Consider the following 13,586-nt stretch of genomic DNA (forward strand, 5'->3'; position numbering starts at 1 on the left):
TCACAGGCGGGGTGGGTCGGGGCTGCACCCGGCGTCGCAGAGCCGGGACGGCACCGGCGGGGCCGGGTCCCCGGCGGGCGCCGGACGTCGGACCGGGTGGTACTCGGGGAGCAGGCGGCGCAGCAGCAGCCGGACGGCGTCGTCGTCGCCCGCCCCGGCGGCGTCCTCCAGCTCGTCGAGGAGCCGGGGCAGCCGGGCGGGCGGCGCGGCCGGGCGGGTCGCCCAGATCTTCGGGTGCGCGGTGCGGAGCCGCCGCTCGGAGTCGGCGAACGCCTTCTCGGCGAGCTTCTCGCCGGGGCCGAGGCCGCTGAACCGGATCGTCACCTCCGGCAGCCGGAGCTGTTCGGCGTACCGGTGGACGAGCTCGACCACCGGGACGGGCCGCCCCATGTCCAAAACGAACGTCTCCGCCTCCTCCGCCATCGCCGCCGCCTCGATCAGCAGCCCGGCGGCCTCCGCCACCGTCATGAAGTGGCGCGCCACCTCGGGGTGGGTGATGGTGACGGTCTCGCCCGAGGAGATCCGGTGCGCGAGCAGGCTGAGCAGCGGCTCCGCCTCGCCGATCACGTTGCCGACGCGGACGGCGGCGAAGCAGGTGGGGCCGCCGGTCGCCGTCCGCAGCAGCAGCTCCCCGAGCCGCATCGTCGCGCCGAGCACCGACGTCGGGTCGGCCGCCTTGTCCGACGACACGAACACGAGCCGCCGCACGTCGTGCCGGACCGCGCAGTCGATGACGTGCCGGGTGCCGAGCACGTTCGCGGCGACGCCGCCGCACGGGTCCCGCTCGACGTCGGCGAGGTCGCTCCGCCCGGCGGTGTGGAACACCAGCTCGGGGCGGGCGTCCCGGACGAGCCCGGCGACGCCGTCCCCGTCCCGGACGTCCACCTCGGCGAGCGTCACCGGACCGCACGCCGGGTCCGCGAGGCACGCCGCGCCGAGCCGCTCCAGGGCCTCGCCGTCCTTGTCGGCGAGGCACAGCGACGCCGGTTCCAGCCGTCCGACCTGGCGGCACAGGGCGCGGCCGATCGTGCCGCACGCCCCGGTCACGAGCACCCGCCGGCCGCGCACGAGCCGCCGTCCGCGGTCGCCCGCGAGGACGACCTCGTCCCGTCCCATCAGCAGCGCCAGCGGGCTGACCGGGACGGGCCCCGGCGGCGGCGCCGCGGCGCGGCGCGGCAGGAACCTGCGCACGGTCAGCCCCTCAGCCCCGGGTCCGCAGCGCCTCGGTGAGCGCGGCGACGACCCGGTCCTGCCCGTCCGCCGACAGCCCCGGATACAGCGGCAGCGACAGCAGCTCCTCGCCGACCCGGTCGGTCACCGGCACCGCCGCGCACTCCTCCGCGCCGAGGATCGCCTGGTAGGCGGTCATCTGGTTCGCCGGGATGAAGTGCACCGACGTCGCGACGCCCGCCGCCTCCAGCTCCGCGCTGATCGCGTCCCGGTCCCGGACGCGGACCTGGTAGAGGTGCCAGGCGTGCGTGACGCCGTCCAGGTTCCGCTGCGGCAGGACGAGCCCCGGCAGGTCCCGCAGCGCCGCGTCGTAGCGGGCGACGAGGTCGGCGCGGTCCTTCTGCCAGCCGGGCAGCGCGGCGAGCTGCGCCCGCCCGATCGCGGACTGGACGTCGGTCATGTTCGCCTTCAGCCCGACCGTCTTCACGTCGTACCGCCAGCTCCCGCCCGGCAGGTAGCGCTTCCAGGAGTCCTTGCTCATCCCGTGCATGCGCATCGCGCGGACCCGGTCGGCGAACTCCTGGTCGGCGGACGCCACCGCGCCGCCCTCGCCGATCGGCATGTTCTTCGTCGCGTAGAAGGAGAAGCACGCGGCCTGCGACTCCGCCCCGACCGGCTTGCCGTCCCGGCGCGCGCCGGGTCCGTGCGCCGCGTCCTCGACGACCCGGCTCCGGTCGAGGCCCGCCGCCTCGGCCAGCGCGGCGACGTCCACCGGGTACCCGCCCTGGTTCTGGACGATCATCGCCGCCGGCGCGGACCGTTCCGCGGCGGCCGCGACGGTCGCCGGGCTCGGCACGAGCGTGTCCTCGTCGATGTCCACCAGCACCGGGCGGTGCCCCGCGTGCAGGATCGCGTTGATCGCGCCGCAGAAGGTCAGGCTCGGCGTCAGCACCGCCGAGCCCGGCGGCAGGTCGAGCGCGCGCAGGCACAGTTCGAGCGCCGTCGTGCAGGACGCGACCATCACCACGTGCGCGGCGCCGAGGTAGTCGGCGAACTCCTGCTCGAACGCGGCCGTCTGCGGCCCCGTCGTGATCCACCCCGAGTCGAGCACCTTGACGACGGCGTCCGACACCTCGCCTGCCACCGACGGGACCGTGAACGGAACGGACGAACTCATGGACCACCCCTTGATCTAGCGAAACGTCTGACGGACGCGGTGCTCTACGAACGCGGTGCTACGGGCGGCGGCTCCTGCGCGGCGCTGCGGACTTGCGGGACGTGCCGACGACCCCGAGCAGCGGCCACCCCGACGCGGCGACCAGATCCCGCACCGTCTCCAGCCCGGCGACCGTCGTCACCGGGCCGACCGCCACCACCACGCCGACCTCGTCGTCGGCGCCGGGGTCGATGTCCTCGAAGGCGTGCACGTGGCACAGCTGCCGGACCGGGACGGGCTGCGTGGTCTCCGTCGACGTCACGGCGGTGGACTTCTTCGCGAGCACCGCCGTCCCCGGCCGCGCCCGCACCACCGACGTGCTCTTCCCGGTGGAGCCGCTGCTGTTGAGCGACGGCCCGTCCCCGCCCTTCCCGGACGGCGGCGCGGCGTCATCGTCGTCGCCGCCCTCGTCGCGTCCCGGCTGGGCCGTGGTGACGACCTTCGTCGCGTCCCCGTACACGGCCGCCGCCACCGACGACACCAGCTCGGCGGGCAGCGGGCCGGGAGCGCCGACCAGCGTGACCCGTCCTACGCCCTCCTTCTTCGCGGCCAGCCGGACGCGCCGGCCGAGGTCGGCGAGCTGCGCGGGCCCCTGGTCGGCCCAGCCGAGCAGCGGCACCCCGAGCCGCCGCGCGACCCGCCGCTGCCCCGGGATCGTCGGGCGGACCATCTCCGCCACCACCGCGATCAGGATCCCGCCGATCAGCCCGACGAGCCCCGCGATGGCGGACATCATCACGACCGGGTCCGACTTCGGCGCGAGCACCGCGGGCTGGACGACCGACGCCGTCCCCGCCGAGGTGAGCTGCGTCTGCAGGTCCGAGCGGTTCGAGCGCAGGTCGGTCAGCTCCGCCTGGACGCGCTCGCGCTCGTTCGCCGCGCCGACGTCCGGGTTCGGCTGCGCGCCCGCCCGCCGCGACAGCGGGCCGAGCCGCCGCTCCAGCGTCCGGACCCGCGCGTCGATCTGGTCGATCTGCTGCTTGATCGACCCCTGGTTCGACTGGTTGATCTCCCGGACGACCTCCGTGCCGATCGCGTCGGTCAGCTTCCGCGCGACGGCGGGGTCGGCGTCCTTCACCGACAGCTCGACGACCGTGGACGTGCCGAGCCCGGTCACCCCGATCGCCTTCGCGACCTTCGTCGTCGAACGGTCCACACGCTGCGCCCGCAGCACCCTGGACAGCAGGTTCTCGCTGGTCGCGAACGCCTTCACCTGGCTGACCACGATGCTGACGCCCGCGTCCCCGGGTGCCGCGTCCGTCGCCTTGCTGCTCGCCTGCAGCCGCGACTTCGCCACCGACGGCGGCTCCTGCCCGCTCATCAGCAGCGCCACCAGCGTCAACGGGAGAACCGTCATGACCAGCAGCAGCGCCCAGTAGGTGCGGACCACCCGCGCCGCGACTTCGTCGATCTCCACGATCATTCCTCCGGCTTCGTCACGGCGAGCGTAGGAACGCGGTTATTCGGCGCAATCGCCCAAAAGACGACCCCCGCCTACGCTGTTTGCACCAGGGGCTAGCGGTTCGACGGGCGCATCCCGGCGCGCATCGCGAGCGTGATCGCCTCCAGCGCGGAGTGCAGGTCGAGCTTCGCCAGCAGGTTCTGCGTGTGCGTCCGGACGGTGTTGGCCGACAGCCCGAGCCGGTCCGCGATCTCGGCGCGGCCGAGGCCGTCCACCATGCACTGGAGCACCTCGCGCTCGCGGGGCGTCAGCTCCGCCAGCAGCCGCGTCCCGGCGTCCGGCGCGGCCTCCTCGGTGCGGAGGCGGCGCAGCACCTCGCCCAGCACGTCCGGGGGGATCCACCCGCCCTTGCGCGCCGCCGACCTGATCACCCGGGCGACCATGGCGGCGCCCTCGGTCTTCTCCAGCCACCCCACCGCGCCGCCCCGGACGGCCTGGACCAGCGCGTCCAGCCCGCTCGTCGCGGTCAGCACCACGACCCGCACGTCCGGATGCGTCTCGCGGACCTGGTCCAGCACGTCGAGGCCGCTCTCCGCGCCCAGCGTCAGGTCGAGGACGAGCACCCGCGGGCGCTCGGTGGCGACGAGCGCGAGGGCGCGCCGCACGTCGGCGGCGATCGGCAGGATCACCAGGTCTGGCTCGCGGCCCAGCCGGGCGGCGAGCGCCTCGGCGAAGAGCGCGTGATCGTCCACGATGAGGACGCGGATCGGTTCCATCCACCGAAGATGAACGCTGCGGACGCGCGGCGGATCCTGCAAATGCTGTACTGCGTCCGTCCTGTTCCGGCGGGGTTCGGGTCGTTTCGCGCACCCCTGTTCCGCGCGGGCGACGCGCGCGGAGGTCGCGTGCGCGGACGCCGCCCCGCGCCGCGCGGTTCACCCCCGTCCGGTGCCGGTCACCTGGAGTTCCCGCCGTTGACCGGCCGCGATCGCCTGCTGATCCTGGCCGTGACCGTTTAGGGGACGCAATGGCCGTATCAGGGGAAATGAAATGAAAGTCCTGATCACCGGGGGAGCCGGGTTCATCGGCAGCACCATCGCCTCCGCCTTCGCCGAACGCGGCGTCACGCCCGTGGTGCTCGACAGCCTCGTCACGGGCCGCTCCGAGTTCGCCGACGGGAAGATCTTCTACCGGGGCGACATCGGCGACGGCGACCTCGTCGACGAGATCTTCCGCGACCATCCCGACATCACCGCGACCGTCCACTGCGCCGCGCTGATCGTCGTACCCGACTCGATGACCGACCCGCTGCGGTACTACCGGGTCAACCTGACCAAGACCCTCGACCTCGCCGGGCACCTCGTCCGCAACGGCTGCGACCGGATGATCTTCGCGTCCACGGCCGGGATGTACCGTCCCGAGCCCGACCTGTCGGTCACCGAGACGTCCGCGCTCGAACCGCAGAACCCCTACACGCGTTCGAAGATGATGGCGGAGCTGCTGTTGCGGGACTTCTGCGAGGCCTACGACCTGCGCGTGATCTCCCTCCGCTACCTGAACCCGATCGGCGCCGACCCCCGGCTGCGCACCGGCCTGCAGAACAGCAAGCCGACCCACGCGCTCGGGAAGATGATCGAGTGCCACACCAACGGCGTCCCGTTCACGATCACCGGAGTGGACTGGGAGACCCGCGACGGCACCGCGATCCGCGACTACATCCACGTCTGGGACATCGCCCGAGCCTTCTACGAGTCGGTCGCCCGCTTCGACGCGATCGTCCCGCCGCTCGGCGACACGCCCCGCTACCAGGTGATCAACCTCGGCACCGGTGACGGCACCACCGTCCGCGAACTGGTCGCCGCCTTCCGCGAGGTCGTCGGGGACGGTTTCCAGGCGGTGGACGCCCCGGCCCGTCCCGGGGACGTGGTCGGCGCCTTCGTGAACCCGGCGAAGGCCCTGGAACTGCTCGGCTGGAAGCCCGAATACACCATCGAGGACGCCATCCGCCATTCCCTGCAATGGGCCGAGAGGCGCCGGGAGTTGGACGTCGCCTGAGACCCGCCCGCACGGGCCTGTTCGGTCCTTCCACGGAGCGGGAGGACCGAACGGGCCGGCGGCACTACCGCCGCCCGGCGGTCCAGGTGCCGTCCGGCCGCCTTTTGTCTTGAGTCAGGGCATCACAAAGCCGTTCGGCCAGCACAGCCGCGGTCCTGGCGTCGATACACCGGTCGGGAAGGAACGCCCATAACGAGGCGCTCCATTCACCGTCCCAGCAGAGATCGGAACTCACCGCCGCCTACCAGGTGGACGGAAACATTCGATGCTTCAAGAGAGCATCCACCCGCTCGGCGGCGTATTGAGCGTCCCCACACGGGCCTAGGAACTTCTCCTCGCCGTGCCCGGCCTCGTAATAGGCCCAGGCCCCACCGTCCATAGCGCGAACGGTAACGGCGACCCGCACATGCCCCTCCACGCCGAACACGAACACCCACAAGAGCAACGGACGCCCGGGGAGTTCGGCGGCTTGATAAAGCTTGATATGCCGGTACCCCTTGGACGCGAGAGCGACTGCGAGCCCATCGAGATGCCCGACGACCGCACCGCGCCCGGGCCGCTCTCGCCACCGCAGCAACCGCCGGGCGCCTTCGACGCTCATCGAGCGCAACGGGCCCATACGACCTTGCCCTCCCCGCCGATCCGCCGGACGCCCCAGTCGTGGACGAGTTGCGCCATCAGCAGCAACCCGCGCCCGTCCTCGGCGTCGCCGCTCTCGTCCCGGACGACGGGCAGCGCGGCTCCCTCGTCCCACACCTCGATGACCGTGAGGTTCGGGCGGACGTCCGGCAGGACGCGCACCACGATGCGCCCGCCGCCGACGTGCTTGTAAGCGTTGGTGACCAGCTCGGTAACCACGACCCGACCCACGAAGTCGTCGGCGAGGCCGAGCTCGGCGAACCGCTCGGTCAGGTAGCGCCGCGCTTTCGCGGGCGCATGCTCGCACGGCTCCAGAACAAGCGCCGGCGACTCCGGCGCGACCAGCACCGCTGGCATCGGCAACCCCTCCAGCCTGGACAACGGCTGATCCCGAACGGGCCCAACACCCCAAACCAGAAGTACCCGCCGCAATCACCCTCTGTTACTGAACGACCACCATTGAGCCACGGAAAGCCTTAGGCTCTCAGGAAACCCGGGGAAGACCCTCAATCGGGTTGCCTCTGGTAGCGCCACCCTTGCTGGCGGAGAGGGGAAGATCGACATGGCATCCACCATCGAGAACCGTAGGCACACCCCGGAGTTGCGGTCGTTCGGTGCCGTGGTGAGAAGGTTGCGCGAGGCGGCAGGGCTCAAGCAGGTGGAGCTTGCTACCGCGGTGAACGTCTCCCGCGCCTACATCGGCCATGTCGAGCTCGGCAAAACCCGATGCCGACTCGACTTCGCCAAGCGGCTAGACAGTGCGCTGCACGCCAATGGTGAGATCGTCTCGGCATGGAACGAGTTGATTGAATCGATCAAGTCCGTGAAGTACGCGGCTTACTTCATCGACTTCCCGAGGGCTGAGTCAACAGCCAGTTTGATTCGCGACTACGAGACGCACATCGTCAACGGTCTGTTCCAGACGGAAGCATACGCCAAGGTAATCATCAAAGACCCGGACATATTTAACACACGGATGAACAGGCAGAAGCAAGTTATGGGCGACCCTGCGCCGAAAATATTCGTAGTCCTTGAGGAAAGCGTCCTCCACCGGCAGATCGGCACCCGGGAGGTAATGCGCGAGCAGCTCGAATATCTCCTGGAGCTCTCCGAACGGCCTGGCATCCGCCTTCAGGTGCTGCCGACCGTCTATGTGGAGGACGCGCGAGCCGCCTTCGCCATCGCCACCCAGCGGGATCGCAGCGAGGCCGCATATCTCGTAACGGGTACTGGAGGGCTGACCAGCGCAGATCCAGACGAGCTTGCCAACCTGAACGAGAGATTCGCTAGTCTGCAAGCGGAGGCCCTCAATGTGAGAGACACCCGAGCATTGATCAGAAAGGTGATTGAGGAAAGATGGACCTGAGTGAGCTGGTGTGGCGGAAGGCGTTGCGAAGTACGGCAGAGGGCGACAACTGCATCGAGGTTGCTGGTGCCTCGAGCATCGTAGCGTTCCGCGACAGCAAGGACCCCAATGGTCCCAAGCTCGTCATCAGCAACAGCGACTTCCGGGACCTCGCAACTATCCTCAAAAACCTCTAGCTCGGCGCAGTGGCTAGTTGGCGGATCAGGAGGTGCCATGGACCTGCGTAACCCCACCTGGCGCAAGGCATCAGGAAGCAAAGAGGACGGCTCTAACTGTGTAGAGTTGGCCATCAATTCCGGCGTTGTTGCAGTACGTGATAGCAAGAATCCCGACGGACCCAGACTCTTTCTCGGCCTCAGCGACTTCCGGAGCCTTGCTAACGCGCTCAAGAACCTCTAACCAGCATCCTGATGAATTGACGAAAGAATGAGTGGATGAATCTAAGCGAGTTAGTCTGGTATAAAGCGCCGCGTAGTCACGAAGATGGAGACGCTTGCATTGAAGTTGGGGTGTGGCGCAAAGCGTCGCGTAGCACGGCTGAGAACGACAGCTGTGTGGAGGTTGCCGGGACCCCGAGCACCGTTGCGTTCCGTGACAGCAAGGACCCCAATGGTCCCAAGCTCATCATCAGCAACAGCGACTTCCGCAACCTCGCCAACGTCCTCAAGAACATCTAGCCCGACACGTTGACCAGTTAGCAAAGTCATGAGGCGACATGGACCTGACTAACGCCATCTGGCGCAAGGCATCTCACAGCCACGACGACGGCGATCAATGCATCGAGTTGACGTCCACCGATGCATCATGGCGCAAGGCATCGCGTAGCACGGTTCAGAACGACAGCTGTGTCGAGGTTGCTGGTGTCTCGAACGTCGTAGCTATCCGTGATAGCAAGGACCGCAACGGTCCCAAGCTCATCATCAGCAACAGCGACTTCCGGAACTTCGCCGACGTCCTCAAGAACATCTAGCCCGACGCGTTGACTGGTTAGCAAAGTCATGAGGTGACATGGACCTGACTAACGGCGTGTGGCGCAAGGCCTCCCGCAGCAATGACTCGGGCGACGCGTGTGTCGAGATAGCGCCCACCCCAAGCGCCGTAGTGTGGAGGAAGGCGTCCCACAGCAACGAGTCCGGGGACGCTTGTATCGAGATGGCCCCAACCCCTGAGGCCGTTGCCATTCGCGACAGTAAGGACCCGGACGGCCCAAGAATCGTCATCAGCAGCAGCGACTTCCGGAACCTCGCCAACGTCCTCAAGAACCTGTAGTCCGGCATCCTGACGAATTGGCAAGGTCATGAATGCATTAGTCTGGTGGAAAGCATCGCGCAGTCACGAAGATGGAGATGCTTGCATTGAAGTCGGGGTGTGGCGCAAGGCGTCGCGTAGCACGGTTCAGAACGACAACTGTGTCGAGGTCGCCAGCGTCCAGGACGCGGTAGCGCTTCGCGACAGCAAAGACCCCGGCGGGCCGAAGCTCGTGGTGAGCCGACGTGACTTCCGCCGCCTCGTCGGGGTGCTCAAGGCGCGCTGACGTTCGCGCACGCCAGACAGTCGGGTGGCGTCTCGTGCCGCGCTATTCTGCGGGAGGTCGATGGAACGGAGCGAGCGATCTTCACCTACGAGTTCGGCACTATCGAGTGGTTGTGGGACCAGGAGACCATCCAGGTCAACCTGCCGGGCGACTACGAGGAGATGTATCAGGGCAGCCACAGGGAGATAGTGGCCCTACTCTCCGACCTTGGGCGTCAGGGCTGGGACGTGGCGTCCTGCTCCAGCACCGGAAACTGGCTCTTCTGGACGCTCCGCCGACACCGCTCCTAAAGCCGTCCGCCGTGTGACTTAGGTCGGTGTGTGTCTACGACGGGCGAGCCGCCGCCAGAATGACGACGGCCGCCATCACCGTCCTTCCGCAGCACCCTCTGATCAACCGACGCCGGGGGGCGGCGGGCTATGAGTGGGTGGTTTTCCAGAAGGTGCACTGGTGTTGTGTGTTGCGGTCGGTTTGGCCGGTCTTGGTGGTTGCGAGGGATTGCACCCAACCGTTGCTCTGGAAGGGCATCCAGTGGGGGTGTCCGCTGCTGTTGGGGTTTCCGGTGGCGGCGAACCGGGTCCAGTAGCTGATCATGGTCGTGGAGAGCTGCCGCTGGGCAGGCGTCTGAGGGCCGGGGAGTTGGTCGTCCTCGAACAGGTACTGGAGTTCGGCTCCGTGGAACGCGCCGGTCGGGAAGTTGGGTTTGGGCAGGGTGCCGAACCACGGGGCCGTCTCGTCCGCGAACTCGTAGGCGTAGACCGCGGTGTGCGCGGCGAGTGCGCGGTCCCGGTCCTGGGCGGGGCATCCCCAGGCCCAGTCGGTCACGACCGTGGACAGTGCCTCGCCCGCGGAGTGGAACTTGGCGACCGGATACCGCGCCAGGACTCGCCGCAGGTCGGCCGGGCCGAACAGAGCGGCGAGCTGCTCGCGATAGCTGGCCGGGGTGGTGACCTTTCCGGTGGCGACCTCGATCGCCGCAGTGAACAGGCGGTGTTCGTCCCGCGTGGTTCCCTGCATGACGGGGACGCGATTGAAGCGGCCGGTCGCGAATGCGCGCTCGGGGCTGAGTGGCAGGAAACCCCCGCCGACGGTGGGACCTGACCCGACACCGACGTCGGACCACTTGGCCAGTTCGCTGGCGGGCTTGGCGCGCAGGCAGGCCGCCGCGGTCACCGGGTTGGTGCAGCCGACCTTGGCCGCCACCTTGAGACCGTTCGCCTGACGGTCGGCGCGGGGCAGCGGGAACCAGGTCGCAGGCCCCGGTGACCACTTCTCACCGGTGCACTGCGCGCTCTGCACGATCGCCCGATGGAACAGGCCCGCCGATGTCGGCGCGGCGAGTTGGGCGCAGACGCTGGTCCCGCCCGCGGACTCGCCGAAGATCGTGACGTTGCCGGGGTCGCCGCCGAACGCCGCGGCGTTGCGCCGCACCCAGCGCAGCGCGGCCTGCTGGTCTTCGAGACCGAAGTTTCCGGACAGGTTCCGGGCCTTGCCGTGGTCGAGTGCCGGATGGGCCAGGAATCCGAAGACTCCCAGCCGGTAGTTCGGGCTGACAACGATCACGTCGCCGTCAGCGGCCAGCCGCCGCGCGCCGTACAGGCTTCCGGCGCCGTTGAGGAACCCGTTGCCGTGGATCCACACCATCACCGGCAGCTTGCGTTTCCCGGTGGCGCGCGGCGTGGTGACGTTGAGGAACAGGCAGTCCTCCGTCGTGCTGGGCTCGTCGATCAGCCCGGCGGCCTGGGCGCAGCGGTTGCCGGGCTTGGTGGCGTCCCGCACGCCCCGCCACGGCTTGGCCCGTCGCGGCGAGGCCCAGCGCAGGTCGCCCACGGGTGGCGCGGCGTATGGAATCCCCTGGAACACCCTGGCCGTCGAATCGACCCTGCCGCGGACGGCGCCCGCATCGGTCCGAACCACGGTAGAGGCGGCTGGGCTGTTGCCGCCGCGATGCGGTGACAGCGCGTCGGCCGCCCCTCCGCCGACGATCGAGCCGGGGAGCGACGCCGCGGTCAGCAGCACCACCACGCTGCCGAGCCGTAGGGCGCGCCGACCCGGCGCGTGGTGTCGATGCAGCAGTTCCATGTCGTGCTCCCTCTGTCGAGACTTATTTGTGTGGGGTCCACACTAAATTAAGTGTGGGGCACGCACGAAGTCAAGGTAGAGTCGGCCGGACAGGATCCCCGGTCGAGCGGAGGAGGTCACCGGATGCCGGTCACGGACGACTCCGACCTGCCGCCGGGCCTGGCCTTGGCGTGGGGCCTGCCCGCCAAGACGACCAAGCTCGGGCGCAAGCCGTCGAAGAGCGTCGAGGAGATCGTCGGCGCGGCCGTCGAGCTGGCCGACGCGGACGGGTTCGGCGCCCTGTCGATGCCCAAGATCGCCCAGCGGCTCGGGCTGACCGCCAACGCGATCTACCGGTATGTGAGGTCCCGGGACGAACTGCTGGTCCTGGTCGCCGAGGCCGCCTGGGGTCCGGCGCCGGACCTCGCGTCCGGGACGGGAGGCTGGCGCGATGCGGCGAACGTGTGGACGCGGGCGATGATCGACCGGTGCGACGTCCACCCCTGGCTGTGCGATCTCCCCGTCCGCGGGGCCCCGGTGACGCCGAACATGCTGGACTGGGCAGAGGCGATCCTGGAAGTGCTGACCGGCGCCGGGCTGACCCCCACCGAGGCCCTGGGGTGCGCCTTCGTGCTGGACGGTTATGCGCGGCAGATCGGCGGCATGCGTCGCGACCTGCGGTACAGCACCGCGACTCCGACGCAGTCGGACACCGTGACCAGGTTCCTCCTGCCCCGGCTGCGCGAACGCGGACACTCGGTCCTGGCGTCCATGATGGACGGCGACGACTACACCGACGACGTCGCCGACGATGACGTGACCTTCGGGCTCGACCGGATCCTGGACGGGATCGGCGCACTGGTCGCGGCGAAACGTGCTGCGGAGCCAACCGCGCAGGGTGATCGAGGAGCCCGCGAATGAGAGCTTCAGCGCGGCAACCTCGGCGGTACCGCGCTCATTGCCCGTCCCTCCTCGGGCCGGAATGCACCCATAACTCGGCCGGAGTGACCGGCGAATTGGTCGGGGACGAACGCGGCACGGGAGCGATCCCGGAGCGGTGATGCGGCCACTTCCGGTCGTTCCCGGACGTGTTAACCGCCTGCTCAGCGCCCCGTCGTGATCTTGAAACGGTGATTGGAACGATTCTTTGTCAAAGGGTCGGCGTTGACTGTCGATAATCGACGATCAAGCTGAGTCGGACGCGACTCCACCTGGCAATCGCGGTGCGCTCGGAAGTTGAAAAACTCTGATTGACGGTTCTTGACCATAAAAGTTAGCATTTAAGCAGATCCCGGGTCTGTCTTCATTGGCGGCGTTCGGTCTATCCGGAGACCCGACGCCGTCTCCACGTCTCCCCCCGAGTTAGGAATGCCATGCGTAAAGGGATCGCCTTATCTGCGGCCGCCGCGGCGTTAGTCATGACCGCGGCGTCGGTCACTCCCGCTGCCGCTGCCGCGTCCGAGCGTCTGCTTGCCCACGGTCCGACCGGAGTCACCATAAAAATCGTGAACTACAACGGCAGCGGCTGTCCGAAGGACACCGCCGAGGTCGCCATAGCGCCCACCGCCGACTCGTTCACGATCACCTACGCCAAGTACATCGCCCAGGCGGGCGGCACGGCCACGCCCATCGACTCCCGCAAGAGCTGCCAGCTCGTCCTGAACGTCCATGTCCCACACGGGTACAGCTACTCCGTCTCGTCAACGGAACACCGGGGCTACGCCTCCCTGCAACCCGGTGCGAACGGCACGCAGGTCGCCACCTACTACTTCCAAGGCCAGCCGGAGACCGCGGCGATCCCGCATTCGCTCGTCGGCCCTCTCAAGAAGAACTGGCAGTTCAACGACAGCGTGCCGGTCTCGCAACTCGTATGGTCGCCATGCGGCGAGGAGCGGAACTTCAACATCAAGACCGAAGTGCGGGTAGACCCGGGGACCTCCGACCCGACCAAGGTCAGCTTCGTCGGTGTGGACTCCCTCGACAACACCATCAAGACGATCTACCGCTACACCTGGAAGCTCTGCCCCTGACCGGGTCGCCCGTCTCCGAACAACCTCCTGCGGAAAGAACAAGGGTCCATGCGTGAGGGAGTGTTATTCCTCTCCGCTCTCGCGTTGATCGCGGGCATCGCCCCCGCGGTGTC

General features: G+C 68.6%; 17 protein-coding genes. 10 read left to right on the forward strand and 7 right to left on the reverse strand.

Annotated elements, in window-relative coordinates:
* The 4 genes from ACH01S_RS24420 to ACH01S_RS24435 all read right to left on the reverse strand — a co-directional run bounded on the left by ACH01S_RS24420 (position 1) and on the right by ACH01S_RS24435 (position 4,564).
* A complete protein-coding gene (locus ACH01S_RS24420; protein WP_067895842.1) occupies positions 1-1,191 on the reverse strand; it encodes a polysaccharide biosynthesis protein in 1,191 nt (396 codons plus the stop codon).
* Positions 1,192-1,201: 10 nt separating this feature from the next.
* Positions 1,202-2,347, reverse strand: a complete 1,146-nt coding sequence (locus ACH01S_RS24425; RefSeq protein ID WP_067895848.1) for a DegT/DnrJ/EryC1/StrS family aminotransferase — start codon at positions 2,345-2,347, stop codon at positions 1,202-1,204.
* Positions 2,348-2,405: 58 nt separating this feature from the next.
* A complete protein-coding gene (locus tag ACH01S_RS24430) occupies positions 2,406-3,803 on the reverse strand; it encodes a YveK family protein (protein ID WP_148344042.1) in 1,398 nt (465 codons plus the stop codon).
* A gap of 98 nt (positions 3,804-3,901) precedes the next feature.
* Entirely contained in the window at positions 3,902-4,564 is a 663-nt protein-coding gene (locus tag ACH01S_RS24435; RefSeq protein ID WP_067895854.1) for a response regulator, read from the reverse strand.
* A gap of 274 nt (positions 4,565-4,838) precedes the next feature.
* Here ACH01S_RS24435 and galE point away from each other — a divergent pair, with 274 nt between their 5' ends.
* Complete coding sequence (galE, locus tag ACH01S_RS24440) at positions 4,839-5,843, forward strand: UDP-glucose 4-epimerase GalE (RefSeq protein WP_067895856.1); 1,005 nt, start codon at positions 4,839-4,841, stop codon at positions 5,841-5,843.
* A gap of 241 nt (positions 5,844-6,084) precedes the next feature.
* Here the strand turns inward: galE and ACH01S_RS24445 are convergent, their stop codons facing one another.
* Positions 6,085-6,444: a hypothetical protein gene (locus tag ACH01S_RS24445; protein ID WP_148344041.1), complete on the reverse strand. Its 360-nt coding sequence runs from the start codon at positions 6,442-6,444 to the stop codon at positions 6,085-6,087.
* Positions 6,441-6,839 carry an ATP-binding protein gene (locus tag ACH01S_RS24450; RefSeq protein WP_083981074.1) on the reverse strand — a complete coding sequence of 133 codons (399 nt, stop codon included), beginning with the start codon at positions 6,837-6,839 and terminating at the stop codon, positions 6,441-6,443. Before ACH01S_RS24450 ends, ACH01S_RS24445 begins: the two co-directional genes overlap by 4 nt.
* Positions 6,840-7,044: 205 nt before the next feature.
* Between ACH01S_RS24450 and ACH01S_RS24455 the strand changes: the two genes are divergently transcribed.
* The 7 genes from ACH01S_RS24455 to ACH01S_RS24475 are packed head-to-tail and all read left to right on the forward strand — an operon-like array spanning position 7,045 to position 9,382.
* On the forward strand, positions 7,045-7,848 hold the full coding sequence (locus ACH01S_RS24455) for a helix-turn-helix domain-containing protein (RefSeq protein WP_067895861.1): 804 nt from the start codon (positions 7,045-7,047) through the stop codon (positions 7,846-7,848).
* Positions 7,839-8,024, forward strand: coding sequence for a DUF397 domain-containing protein (locus tag ACH01S_RS24460; protein WP_067895864.1), 186 nt, complete (start codon positions 7,839-7,841; stop codon positions 8,022-8,024). Before ACH01S_RS24455 ends, ACH01S_RS24460 begins: the two co-directional genes overlap by 10 nt.
* Positions 8,025-8,061: 37 nt before the next feature.
* Entirely contained in the window at positions 8,062-8,247 is a 186-nt protein-coding gene (locus tag ACH01S_RS42520; protein ID WP_083981075.1) for a DUF397 domain-containing protein, read from the forward strand.
* 35 nt (positions 8,248-8,282) lie between these two features.
* The gene (locus tag ACH01S_RS24465) at positions 8,283-8,525 is read left to right on the forward strand and encodes a DUF397 domain-containing protein (RefSeq protein ID WP_083981076.1); all 243 of its coding nucleotides are present in this window, start codon (positions 8,283-8,285) and stop codon (positions 8,523-8,525) included.
* 38 nt (positions 8,526-8,563) lie between these two features.
* Complete coding sequence (locus tag ACH01S_RS42525; protein ID WP_083981077.1) at positions 8,564-8,818, forward strand: DUF397 domain-containing protein; 255 nt, start codon at positions 8,564-8,566, stop codon at positions 8,816-8,818.
* A 38-nt stretch (positions 8,819-8,856) separates the two neighbouring features.
* Positions 8,857-9,117 (forward strand): DUF397 domain-containing protein, encoded by a 261-nt coding sequence (locus ACH01S_RS24470; RefSeq protein ID WP_067895867.1) that lies wholly within the window; start codon positions 8,857-8,859, stop codon positions 9,115-9,117.
* 28 nt (positions 9,118-9,145) lie between these two features.
* Entirely contained in the window at positions 9,146-9,382 is a 237-nt protein-coding gene (locus ACH01S_RS24475; RefSeq protein ID WP_083981078.1) for a DUF397 domain-containing protein, read from the forward strand.
* A gap of 417 nt (positions 9,383-9,799) precedes the next feature.
* Here ACH01S_RS24475 and ACH01S_RS24485 read toward each other — a convergent pair whose 3' ends face one another.
* Positions 9,800-11,464: a carboxylesterase/lipase family protein gene (locus ACH01S_RS24485; protein ID WP_083981079.1), complete on the reverse strand. Its 1,665-nt coding sequence runs from the start codon at positions 11,462-11,464 to the stop codon at positions 9,800-9,802.
* 123 nt (positions 11,465-11,587) lie between these two features.
* Here ACH01S_RS24485 and ACH01S_RS24490 point away from each other — a divergent pair, with 123 nt between their 5' ends.
* A complete protein-coding gene (locus tag ACH01S_RS24490; protein ID WP_067895873.1) occupies positions 11,588-12,364 on the forward strand; it encodes a TetR/AcrR family transcriptional regulator in 777 nt (258 codons plus the stop codon).
* A gap of 452 nt (positions 12,365-12,816) precedes the next feature.
* The gene (locus ACH01S_RS24495) at positions 12,817-13,473 is read left to right on the forward strand and encodes a DUF4360 domain-containing protein (RefSeq protein WP_067895877.1); all 657 of its coding nucleotides are present in this window, start codon (positions 12,817-12,819) and stop codon (positions 13,471-13,473) included.
* Positions 13,474-13,586 lie beyond the last annotated feature (113 nt).

It is taken from the genome of Actinomadura chibensis NBRC 106107, from assembly GCF_001552135.1.
Taxonomy (GTDB): domain Bacteria; phylum Actinomycetota; class Actinomycetes; order Streptosporangiales; family Streptosporangiaceae; genus Spirillospora; species Spirillospora chibensis.

Coding starts and splice junctions, on each gene's coding strand:
- ACH01S_RS24425 (WP_067895848.1), bottom strand. CDS start 2,347: ATGAGTTCGTCCGTTCCGTTCACGGTCCCGTCGGTGGCAGGCGAGGTG.
- ACH01S_RS24435 (WP_067895854.1), bottom strand. CDS start 4,564: ATGGAACCGATCCGCGTCCTCATCGTGGACGATCACGCGCTCTTCGCC.
- galE (WP_067895856.1), top strand. CDS start 4,839: ATGAAAGTCCTGATCACCGGGGGAGCCGGGTTCATCGGCAGCACCATC.
- ACH01S_RS24445 (WP_148344041.1), bottom strand. CDS start 6,444: ATGAGCGTCGAAGGCGCCCGGCGGTTGCTGCGGTGGCGAGAGCGGCCC.
- ACH01S_RS24450 (WP_083981074.1), bottom strand. CDS start 6,839: ATGCCAGCGGTGCTGGTCGCGCCGGAGTCGCCGGCGCTTGTTCTGGAG.
- ACH01S_RS24455 (WP_067895861.1), top strand. CDS start 7,045: ATGGCATCCACCATCGAGAACCGTAGGCACACCCCGGAGTTGCGGTCG.
- ACH01S_RS24460 (WP_067895864.1), top strand. CDS start 7,839: ATGGACCTGAGTGAGCTGGTGTGGCGGAAGGCGTTGCGAAGTACGGCA.
- ACH01S_RS42520 (WP_083981075.1), top strand. CDS start 8,062: ATGGACCTGCGTAACCCCACCTGGCGCAAGGCATCAGGAAGCAAAGAG.
- ACH01S_RS24465 (WP_083981076.1), top strand. CDS start 8,283: ATGAATCTAAGCGAGTTAGTCTGGTATAAAGCGCCGCGTAGTCACGAA.
- ACH01S_RS42525 (WP_083981077.1), top strand. CDS start 8,564: ATGGACCTGACTAACGCCATCTGGCGCAAGGCATCTCACAGCCACGAC.
- ACH01S_RS24470 (WP_067895867.1), top strand. CDS start 8,857: ATGGACCTGACTAACGGCGTGTGGCGCAAGGCCTCCCGCAGCAATGAC.
- ACH01S_RS24475 (WP_083981078.1), top strand. CDS start 9,146: ATGAATGCATTAGTCTGGTGGAAAGCATCGCGCAGTCACGAAGATGGA.
- ACH01S_RS24485 (WP_083981079.1), bottom strand. CDS start 11,464: ATGGAACTGCTGCATCGACACCACGCGCCGGGTCGGCGCGCCCTACGG.
- ACH01S_RS24490 (WP_067895873.1), top strand. CDS start 11,588: ATGCCGGTCACGGACGACTCCGACCTGCCGCCGGGCCTGGCCTTGGCG.
- ACH01S_RS24495 (WP_067895877.1), top strand. CDS start 12,817: ATGCGTAAAGGGATCGCCTTATCTGCGGCCGCCGCGGCGTTAGTCATG.